Source organism: Rhodoglobus sp. GW821-FHT12B09 (assembly GCF_058809925.1).
In genome coordinates this window covers 39,867-55,147 of the sequence record NZ_JBXATB010000009.1, presented here as the reverse complement: position 1 = coordinate 55,147, position 15,281 = coordinate 39,867, and the positions used below count along the sequence as shown (strand labels likewise).

At 67.1% G+C, this 15,281-nt stretch carries 16 protein-coding genes; 5 read left to right on the top strand and 11 right to left on the bottom strand.

From position 1 onward, the window contains the following. Positions 1 to 56 precede the first annotated feature (56 nt). The 3 genes from AC1RTC_RS14990 (at position 57) to AC1RTC_RS14980 (ending at position 3,080) form a co-directional block, all read left to right on the top strand. Positions 57 to 1,241, top strand: coding sequence for an ROK family transcriptional regulator (locus tag AC1RTC_RS14990; RefSeq protein ID WP_493157043.1), 1,185 nt, complete (start codon positions 57 to 59; stop codon positions 1,239 to 1,241). A 23-nt stretch (positions 1,242 to 1,264) separates the two neighbouring features. Then, positions 1,265 to 2,002, top strand: a complete 738-nt coding sequence (locus AC1RTC_RS14985) for a hypothetical protein (protein WP_493157042.1) — start codon at positions 1,265 to 1,267, stop codon at positions 2,000 to 2,002. 160 nt (positions 2,003 to 2,162) lie between these two features. Further along, on the top strand, positions 2,163 to 3,080 hold the full coding sequence (locus tag AC1RTC_RS14980) for a reverse transcriptase family protein (RefSeq protein WP_493157040.1): 918 nt from the start codon (positions 2,163 to 2,165) through the stop codon (positions 3,078 to 3,080). Here the strand turns inward: AC1RTC_RS14980 and AC1RTC_RS14975 are convergent. After that, positions 3,077 to 3,742, bottom strand: coding sequence for a DUF998 domain-containing protein (locus AC1RTC_RS14975; protein ID WP_493157038.1), 666 nt, complete (start codon positions 3,740 to 3,742; stop codon positions 3,077 to 3,079). The two genes, AC1RTC_RS14980 and AC1RTC_RS14975, sit on opposite strands and share 4 nt — an antisense overlap. Next, on the bottom strand, positions 3,729 to 4,343 hold the full coding sequence (locus tag AC1RTC_RS14970) for an NUDIX domain-containing protein (protein ID WP_493157036.1): 615 nt from the start codon (positions 4,341 to 4,343) through the stop codon (positions 3,729 to 3,731). Before AC1RTC_RS14970 ends, AC1RTC_RS14975 begins: the two co-directional genes overlap by 14 nt. Positions 4,344 to 4,435: 92 nt before the next feature. Here AC1RTC_RS14970 and AC1RTC_RS14965 point away from each other — a divergent pair, with 92 nt between their 5' ends. After that, positions 4,436 to 5,392, top strand: coding sequence for an NADP-dependent oxidoreductase (locus AC1RTC_RS14965; RefSeq protein WP_493157153.1), 957 nt, complete (start codon positions 4,436 to 4,438; stop codon positions 5,390 to 5,392). Between the two features lie 87 nt (positions 5,393 to 5,479). Then, a complete protein-coding gene (locus AC1RTC_RS14960; protein WP_493157034.1) occupies positions 5,480 to 6,751 on the top strand; it encodes an alpha/beta hydrolase in 1,272 nt (423 codons plus the stop codon). Here the strand turns inward: AC1RTC_RS14960 and AC1RTC_RS14955 are convergent. The 9 genes from AC1RTC_RS14955 to AC1RTC_RS14915 all read right to left on the bottom strand — a co-directional run bounded on the left by AC1RTC_RS14955 (position 6,748) and on the right by AC1RTC_RS14915 (position 15,259). Beyond that, a complete protein-coding gene (locus tag AC1RTC_RS14955) occupies positions 6,748 to 7,335 on the bottom strand; it encodes a GNAT family N-acetyltransferase (RefSeq protein ID WP_493157032.1) in 588 nt (195 codons plus the stop codon). The two genes, AC1RTC_RS14960 and AC1RTC_RS14955, sit on opposite strands and share 4 nt — an antisense overlap. 90 nt (positions 7,336 to 7,425) lie before the next feature. Beyond that, positions 7,426 to 8,115: a 50S ribosomal protein L1 gene (rplA, locus tag AC1RTC_RS14950; RefSeq protein WP_493157030.1), complete on the bottom strand. Its 690-nt coding sequence runs from the start codon at positions 8,113 to 8,115 to the stop codon at positions 7,426 to 7,428. Then, positions 8,115 to 8,546, bottom strand: coding sequence for a 50S ribosomal protein L11 (rplK, locus tag AC1RTC_RS14945; RefSeq protein WP_493157029.1), 432 nt, complete (start codon positions 8,544 to 8,546; stop codon positions 8,115 to 8,117). The genes rplA and rplK overlap by 1 nt, the downstream gene beginning before the upstream one ends. A gap of 152 nt (positions 8,547 to 8,698) precedes the next feature. Continuing rightward, the gene (locus tag AC1RTC_RS14940) at positions 8,699 to 9,619 is read right to left on the bottom strand and encodes a ketose-bisphosphate aldolase (protein ID WP_493157028.1); all 921 of its coding nucleotides are present in this window, start codon (positions 9,617 to 9,619) and stop codon (positions 8,699 to 8,701) included. Positions 9,620 to 9,664: 45 nt separating this feature from the next. Then, a complete protein-coding gene (locus AC1RTC_RS14935; RefSeq protein ID WP_493157027.1) occupies positions 9,665 to 10,504 on the bottom strand; it encodes a carbohydrate ABC transporter permease in 840 nt (279 codons plus the stop codon). 1 nt (position 10,505) lies between these two features. After that, positions 10,506 to 11,444, bottom strand: coding sequence for a carbohydrate ABC transporter permease (locus AC1RTC_RS14930; protein WP_493157026.1), 939 nt, complete (start codon positions 11,442 to 11,444; stop codon positions 10,506 to 10,508). Between the two features lie 75 nt (positions 11,445 to 11,519). Continuing rightward, a complete protein-coding gene (locus AC1RTC_RS14925; protein WP_493157025.1) occupies positions 11,520 to 12,683 on the bottom strand; it encodes an ABC transporter substrate-binding protein in 1,164 nt (387 codons plus the stop codon). A 359-nt stretch (positions 12,684 to 13,042) separates the two neighbouring features. After that, positions 13,043 to 13,798 carry a DeoR/GlpR family DNA-binding transcription regulator gene (locus AC1RTC_RS14920; protein ID WP_493157024.1) on the bottom strand — a complete coding sequence of 252 codons (756 nt, stop codon included), beginning with the start codon at positions 13,796 to 13,798 and terminating at the stop codon, positions 13,043 to 13,045. Between the two features lie 66 nt (positions 13,799 to 13,864). Further along, entirely contained in the window at positions 13,865 to 15,259 is a 1,395-nt protein-coding gene (locus AC1RTC_RS14915; protein ID WP_493157023.1) for an FGGY family carbohydrate kinase, read from the bottom strand. Positions 15,260 to 15,281 lie beyond the last annotated feature (22 nt).

The following is a 15,281-nucleotide window of genomic DNA, read 5'->3' as shown; positions in this document are numbered from 1 at the left end:
GGCCGACTTCTGTCGAGCGACGAGCAAAAGTTTTCCCGGCGTGATTTACTTGCGCCATGAGTGAGACGCAGCGGGTCGGAACAGGGCCGTGGGGGGCCAGCGAGCTCTTCCAACTGCTGCGCGACGGCCAGCCCTACACGCGCGCCGACCTCGCCGAGCGCGCGGGCCTCGCACGGTCCACGGTCGGCCTGCGGGTGGACGAGCTCCTGGGCCTCGGGCTCATCGCCCCCGTGGGCGAGGCCGCCTCCAGCGGCGGCCGGCCGCCCTCCCAGTTCGCCCTCAACCCGGGCGCGCGGCTCGTGCTCGCCGTCGACTGCGGCGCGAGCCACCAGACGGTGGTGATCAGCGACCTCGCCTCGAACATCCTCGCCACCGACCTCCAGCGGCGCCCGATCTCGGACGGCCCGGAGCGCGTGCTCGAGCACGCCGTGGAGACGGCGCGCAGGCTGCTCGCCTCCATCGGCCGCAGCGAGAGCGACCTGATCGCCGCGGGCATCGGCCTGCCCGGGCCCGTCGAGCACGCGACCGGCCGGCCCGTGAAACCGCCGATCATGCCCGGCTGGGACGGCTTCGACGTCCCCGGCTGGATGATGGCGAGCCTGGGCATCCCGGCGCTCGTCGACAACGACGTGAACATCATGGCCATCGGCGAGCACGCTGTGGCCTTCCCGACCACGCAGGACCTCCTGTTCGTCAAGGTCGCCACCGGCATCGGCTCCGGCATCTTCTCGGGCGGCACCCTCCAGCGCGGGGCGCAGGGCACCGCGGGCGACCTCGGCCATGTGCGCATCTCGCGCGGCGACGGGGTGCGCTGCGACTGCGGCAACGAGGGATGCCTCGAAGCCATGGCCTCGGGCCCGGCCATCGCCCGGCAGCTCAGGGAGCAGGGCGTGGAGGTCACGTCGGCCGCCGAGGTGCTCGAGCTCGTCGCCGCGGGGAACGAGACCGCCATCGCCGCCGTCCGCCAGGCCGGCCGCGACATCGGCGAGGTGCTGACCACGTGCGTGAGCCTCATCAACCCGTCCGTGATCGTCATCGGCGGCTCGATGGCGAACGCGGGCGAGCACCTCATCGCCGGGATCCACGACGTCGTCTACGCGCGCTCGATGCCGATCGCGACCTCCTCGCTCTCGATAGTCCTCTCCGCCGCGGGCGAGGTCGCGGGCGTCATCGGCGCGAGCGTCCTCGCGAGCGAGCACGCCCTCTCCCCGCAGTCCGTCGAGGCGCTGCTCGCAAGCTGAGCCCGCGGTCCTATACTCGGGCGATGCTGGAGACTTCGTTCGCTGAACCAGAGGACGGCACCGCCTATGCGCTGCTAGACGAGTCTGGCAACTTCAGCGGGCATCGTCTTACCGTGGGTGCCGCGCTCACTGAGAACCTCCGTGAGCTCAACGCAGCTGTAGTTAACCTCCACGAAGTTCAGCGAGAGTCACCACAACTGGATGGTCTGCGCAGCTTTCGGAAGTTTATGAAGACCGGTTTTCACCACGCTGAGGACCCTCAAGAGATTCAGAATCTGTTCTTAGACACCCTCTCTCGCCTTCCTGGCTTCAGATGCTTCTTGTCCACGTCAGAGCGGGTGCGGCTCCCTGCCCTCAATGACAACGAGCGCGCTTTGGTGCTCTACGGCTCCATTCTTCCGGACATAATTTCCAACGTCCGTGGGCGCTCGCTCCACTTCCTTTTCGAGGAAAACGAGGGCCTCAAGACGCACTTCGGTCGACTAGTCGAAAAGAGCCTGCGGGCCTCAAGACAGCAGTCCCAAGGCCGAAAGCTCCCGGAGATTCAGTATTCGATTGTCGCGAAGACCGAAGTTCCATCGCTCGCGATCATCGACTACAGCATGGCTGTCGTATCGCAGTGGATTGGTCAGGGAAAACTCAGCACAGATCGCACTCTGTGGGTCTACAGGAATTACTTGTACGTGGAGAAGAATCTGGCTCTTGTTCTGGACTTCGATCACGGATTGCGGTCCAATCGAGCGAATCGAACTTTTCATTGAGGGGTACTATGAGGGCGGAAGCGAGGCGGACTCATTGTGTGCGTGATTCCGCGCCCGGCGTGCAAATAGTTCAAGCTTCGGAGCCGCCTCGCTTTCTTCAGGCGCAAACTTGATAAGCGCCCGCCGCTTTGCCTCCGAAATCCTCACGGATCTTGATGCGGTGGCTTCACTCGCCGAGGACGTGGAGGCGGGGAGGAGATTTACTCGATCCCTGATACGCAAACGCGATGGATCCTCGAGGACTATTTTCAAGCCCGACCTTCTGCTGTCAATGGCGTTGAAAAAAGCAAGTGAGGTGTTCAGGTCATCTCCATACGTGGCCCCGCGACACGTGCATGGATTTGTGCGGGGCCGGTCCACAGTAACGAATGCACGGGTCCACTTGAATAAGCCTTGTGTTGTCCGCATGGACTTAAGTCAGTTCTTCGAATCGGTGAGAGCAGACCGAGTTCGCGACTCGCTCGAAGCGCTTGGATTGGCGCCCGATGCGGCTCACCTTGCCACTCGGCTCATGACAGTTGACGGGCACCTTCCGGTCGGTTTCGCTACAAGTCCGTTCCTCTCTAACATCGCCTTTCTTCCCACTGACAGAGCGCTTTCCGATCTGGCATCAGAACTGAATGTGTCGCTTACCCGATACGCGGACGATCTGATTTTCTCTGGCGACTTCGTCCCCGACCTCCCCGAGAGGGTTGCTTCGTTGCTTTCAGACAACGGCTGGGTGGTGAATTCTGAGAAGACCATGGTGATGCGTCGCGGTGGGAAACAGTACGTGACTGGCCTCTCGGTCTCTGACCCGAACTATCCCCGTATTCCGGTGCGACTAAAGAGGCAGATGCGCTGGAAGATCCACTACATCGAGAAGTACGGCTACGACGTGTATATGAGTCAATTCCACGGCGAGGATGTGAATGATCACCCGCGGCGTCTGCTCGGATACGCGCGATACATCGCCGGCGTGGAGCCTGCCGTCGGCTTGGATCTCCTTTCTCGTTTGAATGAACAACTCGACGACTCCTGGTACCACAAAGATGATGACGCCTATTGGGAAGATTGGCTCTCAGACTTCGGAACCTAGCCGACCGGCTCCTGCAGCTGATGGGTCGCCGGATCTCTCGCTAGAAGCAGCCTCGCGGCAAGTACCGACCCGAACACGACGAGCCAGGCGATCGCGAGTGTCGTCGCGACGAACTCGAGCTGGCTCCCGAACGCCACCTGGAAGCGGAACAGCGAGAACAGCCCGCCCGTGCCCGCGATGACCGCCACCGCGATGCCGGTGGCGCGGGAGAAGATCGCGAGCACCCGGTGGTTCTGGGCGAACGACGACTGAAGCATCGCCCAGCAGGCGGCCGCGAACGCGAGGACCGCGGCGAGCGTGTGCAGGAAGTCCTGCAGGTTGAACGTGTCGCCGTAGGGCAGGGGGCATCCGGCGGTGCAGGTCACCTGGGAGGCGAACAGGAAGAGTCCGCACGCGATCCACAGCGAGACCGCCGGCGCCCACGCCCGGAGGATGCGCGCCTTCGACCGCACCCGGCGGCCCGCCCAGGCGATGGCGCTCCCGCCCACCACGATGAGCAGCAGGGCCACCTGGAACCACTTCGCCGTCGGCATCCCCTCCGCCCCCAGCTCGCTCACGTACAGGGCGCGCGGTATCGACAGCCTGGCGGCCCAGATGATGACGAGTGCCACCACCACGAGCACGCACCCGCCGAGGGATGCCACGAGCTCAGCCCTGCGCAAGGGGACCCCGCAGTACCGCCCACTGCAGGAGCATGATGGTCTTCGCGTCCGCAATGCGCCCGTCGTCGACCATCGCGAGCGCCTCGTCGATGGAGAGCTCCACGACCGTGATCTGCTCTCCTTCTTCGGCGAGCCCGCCGCCCGCGCTCCGGCGCGTCTCGGCGCTGTAGGGCGCCGCGTAGAAGTGCAGCCTCTCCGTCACCGAGCCCGGGCTCATGTACACGTCGAACACGTGGGTAACCTCGCCCACCTCGTGGCCGGTCTCCTCGATCGCCTCCCGGCGGATGGCGGTCTCAGGGTCGTCGTCGTCGAGCAGGCCGGCGGCCGTCTCGAGCAGCATGCCGTCGGGGTGCCCGTTCACGTACACGGGGTAGCGGAACTGCGAGGTCAGCAGCACGGTGCGCCGCTCGGGATCGTAGAGCAGGATGGTGGCGCCGTTGCCGCGGTCGTAGGTCTCGCGCGACTGGGTGCTCCACGTGCCGTCATCACCCTGGTAGTCGAACGTCGTGGAGTGGAGGCGGTACCAGTTGTCGCTCAGGAGCCGGACATCAGTCACCCGCACCCGCGGATTGGAGTCGGGCGGGGTCTCGGCGGGCACCATCGAAGAATAGCCGCGGCTGAGAGTTTGCAGCGAAGTGACACCGCCGTAACAGCGCCGACTCATTGCGGCCCTTTACTGTGAGCATGACCACGATGCGAGCAAGCATCATCGACAGGACCGGGGGGCCGGACGTCCTGCACATCGCCGACGTGGAACGCCCCGTGAAGGTCAACGCGGAGTTCCTCGTCAAGGTGGTGGCCGCGGGCGTCAACCCCATCGACGCGAAGTCGCGCTCCGGCGCGGGCGCCTCCGGTGCGTTCGGTGACTACCCGATCATCCTCGGCAACGACTTCAGCGGCATCGTCATGGAATCGTCGTACGACGCGCACCCGATCAAGCCCGGCGACGAGGTCTACGGCATGACCATGGTGCCGCGCTTCGGGGGCACCTACGCGGAGTACATCACCGTGCCGGCCACCTGCATCGCCCGCAAGCCGCGCTCGCTCGCGCACGTCGAGGCTGCCGGGGTGCCGCTCGCCGCACTCACCGCGTGGGGAGCCGTCGTCGACGTGGCCAAGGCCCACGAGGGCCAGGTCATGCTCATCCACGCCGGGTCGGGCGGGGTCGGCCACTTCGCCATCCAGTTCGCCACGTTCTTCGGGGCGCGCGTGATCACCACCGGCTCCACGCGCAACTCGAGCTGGTTGCGCGAACTGGGCGCCGCGGAGGTCATCGACTACTCGACAACGCGGTTCGAGGATGCCGTGCACAACGTCGACGTCGTGATCGACCTCATCGGCAACGCCAAGGACGACACCGGTACCCGCTCCCTCGCCACCCTCAAGCCGGGCGGCCTCCTCGTCAACGTCCCGACGGGGAGCTGGCCGACGCTCGCGGAGGACGCGGCCGCGGCCGGGGTCCGGGCGTCCGGCTACCGGGTGCCCGCCGACGGCTCCACGCTGGCCGTGATCTCGCGGCTGCTCGAGTCCGGCGACGTGCGCGTCTTCGTCGACCAGGTCTTCGACCTCGACCGGGCCTCCGAGGCGCACGCCGCCCTCGAGACGGGCCACACGCGCGGGAAGATCGTGCTGAAAGTCAGTGACGGCTAGATAACGTTTGCATAACGGTGGCGGATAGCGCATGATATCCAGACCCGATATCACCGCCTCTCACAGGCACGACGAGAGGAGCCCCTCATGGTTCCCTTCCGTCGAATCGCTCAGGTCACCCTGACCCTCGCCGTCGTCGTCTCCCTCACCGCCATCGCGCCGCCGCCCTCCGGCACCCGGGTCACCGACAACGCGATCCTCGCCGAGCACTACCCCGCCGCGCGGATCCCCGCCTTCGTCGCCGTCCACCAGGGCCTCGCCGCCGAGGCCCTCGACCGCGACCCGGCCGTCGTCGCGGACTGGTGGCGCTCGCTGCCCGCGCGCGACCGGCTCCGGATGCCCGGGCAGATGCCCGACGTCATCGGCAACCTCGCCGGGGTGGACTACGCCTCGCGCGACCGGTCGAACCGGCTCGAGCTCGACCGCCAGCTCGCCGAGCTCACCGGCCTCGCGGACCACCGGCAGATGACCGCGCTCGAGGAGGCCCGGCTTGCCGCCCTCACGGCCATCCAGGGCGCCCTGGCCGCGGCCTCGTCATCCGTGCCGCGCTTCCTCGTCGAGCTGACCACCGACGAGCCGCCGCTCGCCGCGATCTCCGTCGGCAACCTCGACACGGCGCGGCTCGTGACCTTCGCGGTTCCCGGGATGGGCACCTACACGACGGACATGCAGCTGTGGACGCGCGCCGCGAAGAACATCTACGACGCGCAGTCGGCGGCGGGCGCGTTCGGCCAGGCCGTCGTGGCGTGGGTGGGCTACCGCACACCGCCCGTGGGCATCGAGGCCACCCGGGATGCGTACGCCGACCGGGGCGCCGTACTGCTCGAGCGCGACATACTCGGGCTGCGGGCATCCCGAGCCGACGGCACCCAGCCGACCGTGAACATCGTCGCCCACTCCTACGGGGCGACCACCGCGGCGAAGGCGCTGCGGACGGATCTCGACGTGCGCTCGTTCGTCATGCTCGGGTCAGCCGGTGTCGACCCGACGCTCGGCAATGCAGCAGGGCTCTCCGCGGAGCTGGTGTTCACCGGCGAGGCCTCCGACGACCTGGAGGCGCGCTGGGGGCGCGCGGACCGGATCGACCCCGGTGAGCCCGCCTTCGGGGCGCTGCACCTCGGCGTGGACGGCGATGCGGCGGCGGACCTCCTCGGCGTGACGGGCCACGCCCCGATCATCCACTCGCCGTGGAACGACGACCCGGCCTCGCCCGCGTGGACGAAGTACGCCGACGCCGACGTGCGCGCGCAGCTCTACAAGAGCCATATGGCGTCCTTCGGCTACCTCGACGTCGGGACGGAGTCGCTCACGAACGTGGGCACCGCCACGACGCCGCCACGGGAGCGCGGCCGGGGCTAGAGGGCAAGCAGCCTGACGTAGTCGTCCTCGTAGCGCTCGCCGACGAGGAAGCGCTTCGTACCGGCCAGGGCGAACCCCTGCTTCTCGTAGAAGCGGTTGGCGCGGGCGTTCTCCTGGTTGACGCCGAGCCACACGGAGACGGCGCCGCGGTCGCGCGCGGAGTCCACCGACGCGGCGACGAGCTGCGCGGCGAGTCCGCCCCCGTGGAAGCCCTCGCGAACGTAGACCTTGCTGAGCTCGGCGGTGGGGCGCACGGTGACGGCGGCCGCGACATCCGGATCTGCCGGCTCGCCGAAGACGACCATCGTGTAGCCCGCGGGCTCCCCGCCCACCTCCGCGAGGAACAGTGCGCGATCGGGGTCGGCCAGGTAACCGTCGAAGGAGGTTTCCGTCAGGTTGGCGGCGATGAACGCCGCGATCGCCTCGGGCGTGGTGTGCGGCGGGCACGCGAGCGGGAAGGTCTCGGCGGCCACCGCGGCCAGTCGCGCCGCGTCACCGGGGGTCGCACGCCCGACCGTGGCAAATGCAGGAGTGGGAGCGCTCCCGGATGTCGCGGGTGCCGTGTTCTCGGGGGTGGCGTTCATGGACTCCTGCATTTCGTACAGTTCGGGCGGTTGGCGGGGATGCAGAAAGGGGCCGACCGAAGTCGACCCCTCTGCTGTGTGCGTGCGTGGTTACAGCGCGTTGACGTCGAGCGGGATGCCCGGGCCGAAGGTCGTGGAGACCGTGCCCTTGGTGATGTAGCGGCCCTTCGACGAGCTCGGCTTGGAGCGGACGACCTCGTCGATCGCCGCCTTGATGTTCTCGCTGAGCTGGTCCTGCGAGAAGCCCGCCTTGCCGACCACGAAGTGGACGTTGGCGTGCTTGTCGACGCGGAACTCGATCTTTCCGCCCTTGATCTCGGACACGGCCTTGGCGGTGTCCTGCGTCACGGTGCCGGTCTTCGGGTTGGGCATGAGGCCGCGGGGGCCGAGCACCTTGCCGAGACGGCCGACCTGGCCCATGAGCTCGGGGGTGGAGACCGCCGAGTCGAACGCGGTGTAGCCACCGGCGACCTTCTCGATGAGCTCAGCGCCACCGACCTCGTCGGCGCCGGCGGCGAGGGCCGCCTCGGCCGCGGGGCCCGTTGCGAACACGATGACGCGGGCGGTCTTGCCTGTGCCGTGGGGCAGGATGACCGTGCCGCGGACCATCTGGTCGGCCTTGCGCGGGTCCACACCGAGCTTGAGCGCGACCTCGACGGTGGAGTCGAACTTCTTCGACCCGGTCTCCTTCGCGACGGCGACGGCCTCGGAGGGGCTGTAGAACTTGCCCTCTTCGATCTTCTCGGCGGCGGCCTTGTATGCCTTTGAGTTCTTGGACATTATGCCTCCACCGTGATTCCCATCGAACGGGCGGTGCCCGCGATGATCTTCATTGCACCCTCGACGTCGTTCGCGTTGAGGTCGACCATCTTCTGCTCGGCGATGGCGCGAACCTGGTCCTTGGTGAGCTTGGCCACCTTGACCGTGTGCGGCGTGGGCGAGCCCTTGCCGACGCCGGCAGCCTTCTTGATGAGCTCCGCGGCGGGCGGGGTCTTGAGGATGAACGTGAAGGAGCGGTCTTCGTAGACCGTGATCTCCACGGGGATGACGTTGCCGCGCTGCGACTCGGTCGCGGCGTTGTACGCCTTGCAGAACTCCATGATGTTCACGCCGTGCTGACCCAGCGCAGGCCCGATGGGCGGTGCGGGGTTGGCGGCGCCGGCCTGGATCTGAAGCTTGATCAGACCCGTAACCTTCTTCTTCGGTGCCATATTCTTCTCTTTTCTGTTCGAACCGGCCCGAGTGGCCGGCTCTCCCGACATCCGGTTGGACGCGGTGGCATGCCCCCACTCACCGCGCGGGCGCGGCGATAGAGGGCAACTAAAGAATCATACGCGAGAGCCGCGCCGGAGCCTAACGGGGCTCAGTGCTCGAGGACGGGCGCGCCAGCCCAGCGCTCGCCCCCGGCGCGCGCCGGCTCGAGGCCGTAGTACTTGGCCGCCCCGGCGCCGCCGAACACCTCGACCTTGTGGCGCACGACGTCGCGCACGGCGTCGAGGGCCGGCGGGTAGATGTCGTGGGGCTCGCGGTGCTTCGGGTCCTGCAGGACTTCCCGCAGCCGCGCGAAGTAGGCGAGCTTCATGTCCGCCGAGATGTTGACCTTGGCCACGCCGCGGGTAACGGACTGGGACACCTCGTCGTCCGGCGCGCCCGAGCCGCCGTGCAGGACGAGCGGCACGGGAGTCGCATCCTTGATCTGGGAGATGAGGTCGAGCTTCAGCTTGGGCGCGACCCCCGCCGGGTAGACGCCGTGGCACGTTCCGACGGCGACGGCGAGGTAGTCGACACCGGTCTCGGCGACGAACTTCGCGGCCTCGTCCGGCGTCGTGTAGACGATATCGGCGAGCTCGGCGGCCGTCTTCGGGTCGCGCGGGCCGATGGTGCCGACCTCGCCCTCCACCGAGACTCCGACGATGTGGGCCGCCTCGACGACCTTGCGGGTGAGCGAGACGTTCTCGTCGTAGGCCAGGAGCGAGCCGTCGATCATGACGGACGTGAATCCCAGCCGGATCGCGCCGATGACCTGCTCGAAAGTGGCACCGTGGTCGAGCTGCACGGCAACCGGGATCGTGGCGGCCCGGGCGATCTCCAGGACGGAGGCCAGGAACTCGTCGCCCATCAGCTCCCACTCCGCGGGGTGGATCGACACGATCATCGGCGAGCCGACGGACTCGCACGCCTCGATCGAGGCGCGGAGCATCCCGTAGTCGCTGATGTTGAACGCGGGTACCGCGAAGCCGTGCTGGTACGCCGGCTCGAGGATCCGCTTTCCGTTGACGAGCATGAGTGTTGTGCCTTTCCTTGTTGCTGGGTAGTGGTGGTGGCGGCGTCAGTTCTTGACGGCGCCGTCGGTCATCCCGCCGACGAACTGGCGCTGGAACAGCATGAAGACCAGGAGGACGGGAAGGCAGCCGAGCACGCTCATCGCCATCATCTCGCTCCACTTGAAGGAGTGCTCCCCCATGAGGAGCTGGATGCCGACGGGCACCGTCCGCATATCCCCGTTCTTCGTGAGGGTGAGGGCGAACAGGTACTCGTTCCACGCCACCATGAACGTGTAGGTGCCCACGGAGACGATGCCCGGGGTCGCGACGGGCACGAGAACCTGCCACAGCGTGCGGAACGTGCCGCCGCCGTCGATCTTGATCGCCTCGTCCAGCTCGCGCGGGATGGTGTTGAAGTACCCGGTCATCATCAGGATCGCGTAGGGGATCGTGGCGACGATGTAGGTGAGGATGAGCGCCCAGTAGGTGTCGTAGAGCCGCAGCACGACGACGAGCCCGAAGTACGGGATGAGCAGGGTGATCGGCGGAACCGCCTGCACCGAGATGATGATCGAGTTCAGCGTCTTCTTGAAGGGGAAGTCGAAGCGGCTGAGGGCGTAGCCCGCCATGATCCCGGCGAAGAGGGTGAAGACCACGACGCCGGCCGATACGATGTAGCTGTTGATGAAGAACCGGACCTTCGAGGGGTCGGTCAGGATCGTCGCGTAGGCGTCCCACGTGAAGACCTCGGGGATCAGGGTCGGCGGGTAGGCGAAGATCTCGGTGTTCGGCTTGAACGAGTTCGAGAGCATCCACAGCACCGGCCCGCCCGCGAAGATCGCACCGAGGAGGAGGCCGACGGTGAGGGTGACCGTGATGGCGACCCGCTTGCTCTTGCGCGACATGTCAGTCCCTCGCCTTCTGGTGGCGCACGTAGACGAGCGCGACGATCATCGAGATGGCGAAGAGGATGACGCCGCTCGTCGATGACAGTGAGAACTCGTACTTGGAGAACGCGAGTTTGTAGGTGTACGTGGCTATGGTCTCGGTGGCATTCACCGGGCCGCCGCCGGTCGCGAGCCACACGATCGAGAACTGCTGCATGTTCCAGATGAAGTCGAGCATCGCCATGGCGATGATGATCGGCTTGAGCTGCGGGATGGTGATGTGGATGAACCGCGAGACGGCGCCCGCCCCGTCCACCTTTGCCGCCTCATAGAGGTCGGACGAGATGCCCTGTAGTCCCGCGAGCAGGCTGATCATGAAGAACGGGTAGCCCGCCCAGATGTTGATGAACACCACGGTGCCGAGGGCCAGGTCGCGGTCAGAGAGCCATTCGACCTTGTGGTCGATGAGGTGCACCGATTCGAGGATGTAGTTGACCACCCCGTTCGGGTTGAGCATCAGCTGCCAGAGGATCACGACGATCGAGGCCGTGAACACCCACGGGAGGATGTAGATGGTGCGGAAGATCGACGAGGCCAGTCGCGGCATGATGGTGCTGTTCAGCATCAGTGCGAACGCGAGGCCGAGCGCCAGGTGGAAGAACACCGACGTGACCGTGAAGATCAGGGTGTTTCCGATGGCCACCTGGAAGACCGGGTCGGTCAGCAGCGTGACGTAGTTGTCGAGGCCGACGAAGACGGGGTTCTTCTCGGTGACGACGTTGCTGAGGAACGAGTAGCCGATCACGAGCACGATCGGGATGGCCATCATCACGGCCATGACGACGAGGGTCGGCGACATGTACCCGTACGAGACCAGGTTGTCGAGCAGGCGCCGACGGCGCTGAGCTGGCGGCCGGGGGATCCCCGGGGGCTTCAGGGGTGCCTGGGTGGCTGACATGGCTTCTTCCTCACGAACGGTGTGGGGTCCGCCCGCGCCTGCGGTGCGGGCGGACCCCCGGACTGACTCTCGGAACTACTTGAGAATCGGCGTCCAGTACTCCTGCAGCGCCTGGGTGGTCTGCTTGACGTCCTGGTCGCCCTCCAGCAGCTTCACGAGGTTCTCGTTGAGGTTGCGGTTCAGGTCGAGCGCCTTCGGCAGGCCCTCGAGCTCGGTGACGAGGTCGCTGCCGCTGTAGACGTCGAACGCCTTCTGGAACAGCTCGTCGCCCTCGACGAAGCCGGGCACGGAGTCCTTGTTGCCGGGGAAGCCCGTCGCCTCGGTCGCGAGCTGCGAGTTCACGTCGGTGCCGAGCAGCCACTGGATGAGCTTCCACGCCTCGGCCTTGTGCTCGCTGTTCTCGGCGATGCCGAGACCCCAGCTGGCGCCGGCGATACCCGGGGTGCCCGTGTAGTCGTCGGTGGTGGGAACCGCGCCGATGGTGAAGTTGAGATCCGGGTTGGCCTCGCGGATTCCGTTGATGTGGGCGAGCGAGCCGATCATCATCGCGTTGCGGCCCGAGGTGAACTCCTCGACCTTGTTCTCTTCCTTCTGAGTGAACGCACCGGGCGCGACATAGCCGGACTGGTACTGGTCCTGCAGGAAGGCGAGGGTGTCCTCGACGTCCTGGGTCTCGAAGTTGGGCTGGCGGTTGTCGAGGAACCGGCCGCCGGCCGCCCACAGCCAGGCCTGCGAGTCGAAGCCCGCGGGCGACTGCACGTTGATCGGGAGCGACCAGGCGTAGACGTTCTTGCTGGGGTCGGTGACCGCCGCTGCCGCCGCCGTGAACTCGGAGCGGGTGGTGGGGATCTCGTTGACTCCCGCCGCCGAGAGCAGGTCGGTGTTGAAGTACATCGGGTAGACGAAGTTGAGCGCGCGCACCATGTAGGTCGCACCGTCGATCTGGTCGTTGCTGACCAGTTCGGCGGGGTCGAACCCGGCGTCGTCCATCAGGGTGCTGAGGTTCGTGATCGCGCCCTGCGTCTTCAGGTCGTAGACGCTCGCGCCGTTGATGGCGACGATGTCGGCGAGGGTTCCGGTCGCCGCGCCCGCGGTCTGCAGGTCGACGGTCGCGGAGTAGGGGTTCGAGATCAGGTTGACCTTGATCCCGGGGTTCTCCGCCTCGAAGGTGTCCATCATGTCGCGCATGACGCCCTCTTTGAGCTCGACTTCCCACCACTGGCTGAAGTCGATGGTCACGTCACCGCCGGACTCGGGGGAACCCGAAGCTCCACAGCCGCTCAACACCAACGACGCTACGACGCCGATACCGGCGATAGCCATCACACTGCGTTTCATACTGCCTCTCCTCATTGAGATGGACACCGCCCTCGGTCGGGAGCCGTGTGTCCGTGACCCCCGCGGACGGAGATCGTCTGTAGCCACGTTTGCGGCACGTCCTTCACCGTATACGACAGCAAACGAAAGTCAAAGACTTTCTTATCTTGTCTAATTGTCGAATCCCGGGATACCTGAGCTTTCCATTGTCTTCGTTTTGGGAATGGCGGAAGCGATCACCCGCGGGTGATCTGCCGGGTGGCGGCGCAATTCGGCAGCCCTCAGGCGATGATGAGCGAAGCGCCCGAGGCCCGTATGGCGTCCCGCACCGGCTCGGGCATCAGGTCGTCGGTGATCACGGTGTCGAACCCCGACACGTTCATGACCTTGTGGCGGTCGGTGCTGAACCACTTCGTGGAGTCGGCAAGCAGTACGCGTTTGCGCGCCGCGGCCGCGAGGGAGCGCTTTGACTCCGCGATGTCGAACGTGCCCTCGACGACGTCGTGGTCGACGTCCATGCCGCCGGCACCCAGGAAGGCCACGTGGGCGATCTCGCCCTCGAGACCCTGCTGGCGCACCGAGCCCACAGTCGCGGCGATGCGCGGCACCAGGCGACCGCCGAGCAGGCGCACGTCGATGCCCGAGACCTCCATGAGCGCGAGTGCGATGTTGATACCGGGGGTCAGCACCACCAGGTCAGACACCGTCGGCAGCTGGCGCGCCAGGCTGAAGATCGTCGTACCGGAGTCGAGGATGATCGTCATGTCGTCGGTCACGAGACGGGCCGCCGCGGCGCCGATGCGCTGCTTCGCCTCGACCGCCTGCGACACTCGGGCGTCGAACCCGACGATGGGCGCCTCAGGAAGCGTCGCACCGCCGTGCACCCGCTGGACCCGCCCCTGGCTCTCGAGCAGTTCGAGATCGGTGCGAATGGTCACCTCGGAGACGCCGAGGGAGGCGGAGAGGTCTGTCGTGCGCGCGTTCCCGTGCTCGAAGATGATGGCGAGAATCGCCGCACGACGCTCGGATGCGAACACGTGCCGACAATATCACCGCAATCGCATGCATCTGGAACACTCCGGCTTTCGGGTGCTGACAGTTCGCTACGGTGCCATCCTGCGAACCGCCGACTCCATGTCCGCCGCAGCGTCGTCGCCCAGGGGAACCCGCTCGGCGCCGGGCATCGACTCGGCGCTGTCCCACCACCCGGCAGCGACCCCGGCCATCGCCGCGCAGCCGCGCGTCACCGTCTCCTCGACGGTGGACACCGCCATCGGCGCCCGCCCGCGCACCGCCTTCGCGTGCCGCCAGCGCGACGAGCGGAGTCCGCCTCCCGTGAGGACGGTCGCGCCGGTGGCGCCGCTGATCTCGCGCACGATCTCCTGCCCGCGATTGGCGAGCGCGACGTAGAAGTCGATGAGCTCGGCCCACGACGCCGGGGTGGGGGGCAGCCCTCCCGCGCCCCCGTTCTCCAACTCGAGCGACATCGCCTCGTCCAGGACGGTCGGAGTGCTCTCGCGCGGTGCCTCCGCATCGAGGACGGCGCGATCGAGGCCGGCGCCCTCGATGAACGCGCGCATCGCGAGCCCGGGCCGCATCCGCTCCCACACGACGAGGCTCTCTCCCGTCGTCGGCCACACCTCGAACGAGACGTACCGGTCCGCCGCGAGCGCGGCAGCCCGATGCCGCTGGTCGGCGGCGAACTGCGGCTCCATCACGGCGATGATCGCCTCACCCGTGCCCATCGAGTCGCTCACCTCGCCGGGCCGCACTCCGGCACCGACCGACGCGACGGGATGATCGTGGCCGGCGATCACGACCGGCGCTCCGTCAGCGAGCCCGAGCTCGCGGGCAAGGGCCGTCGCCGCGGGCTCGTGATGCCCCGACTCGGCCACGGGAGGGAGCTCGACCCCGCGCAGCCCCGCCGTCTCCCACACGTGCTCGAGGTAGCGGTGCCGGGCGTCGTCGTACACCCCGCTCGTGATCGCGAGCCCCGCCTCCTGCCAGCCGCGGCCCGTCAGCTGCCAGGCGAGCGCCCCGCACAGGCCCAGGAACAGTCCCCGCGGCAACTCGCTGCTCAGGGCCAGGTGGCCGAGCTTGGCGACCGTCGAAGCCACGCGAAGGTGGTTGCCCGTGCTCGTGCGGAGGTCGTCCGCGCCCCACGCGCTCTCCAGCCGCTCCACGATCTCGCCGCCACGCCGGTCATACCACGACGGGAACGCGAGGTCGGCGAGGCCGTCCTCCCCGAGGACGGTGCCGACCTCGCCCATGGAGCTCGCGCCCAGGCCCGCGATCGCCCCCGGGGCGCAGCCGAGATCCCTGATGACGGATGCCGCAGCCTCGAGCATGTCGAGCACGAGGAAGTTGTCGCCCTCGGGGAGGGACTCGACCGGGGTCTCGGCCGAGCTCGCGGCAACGAGCATCCCGTGCCGGTCGTACGCCGCCGCCTTGATTCGGGAGCTGCCGAAATCGAGCCCAACAACCACCTGTTCGTGCACGACGCCTCCTTGACCCAGTCAA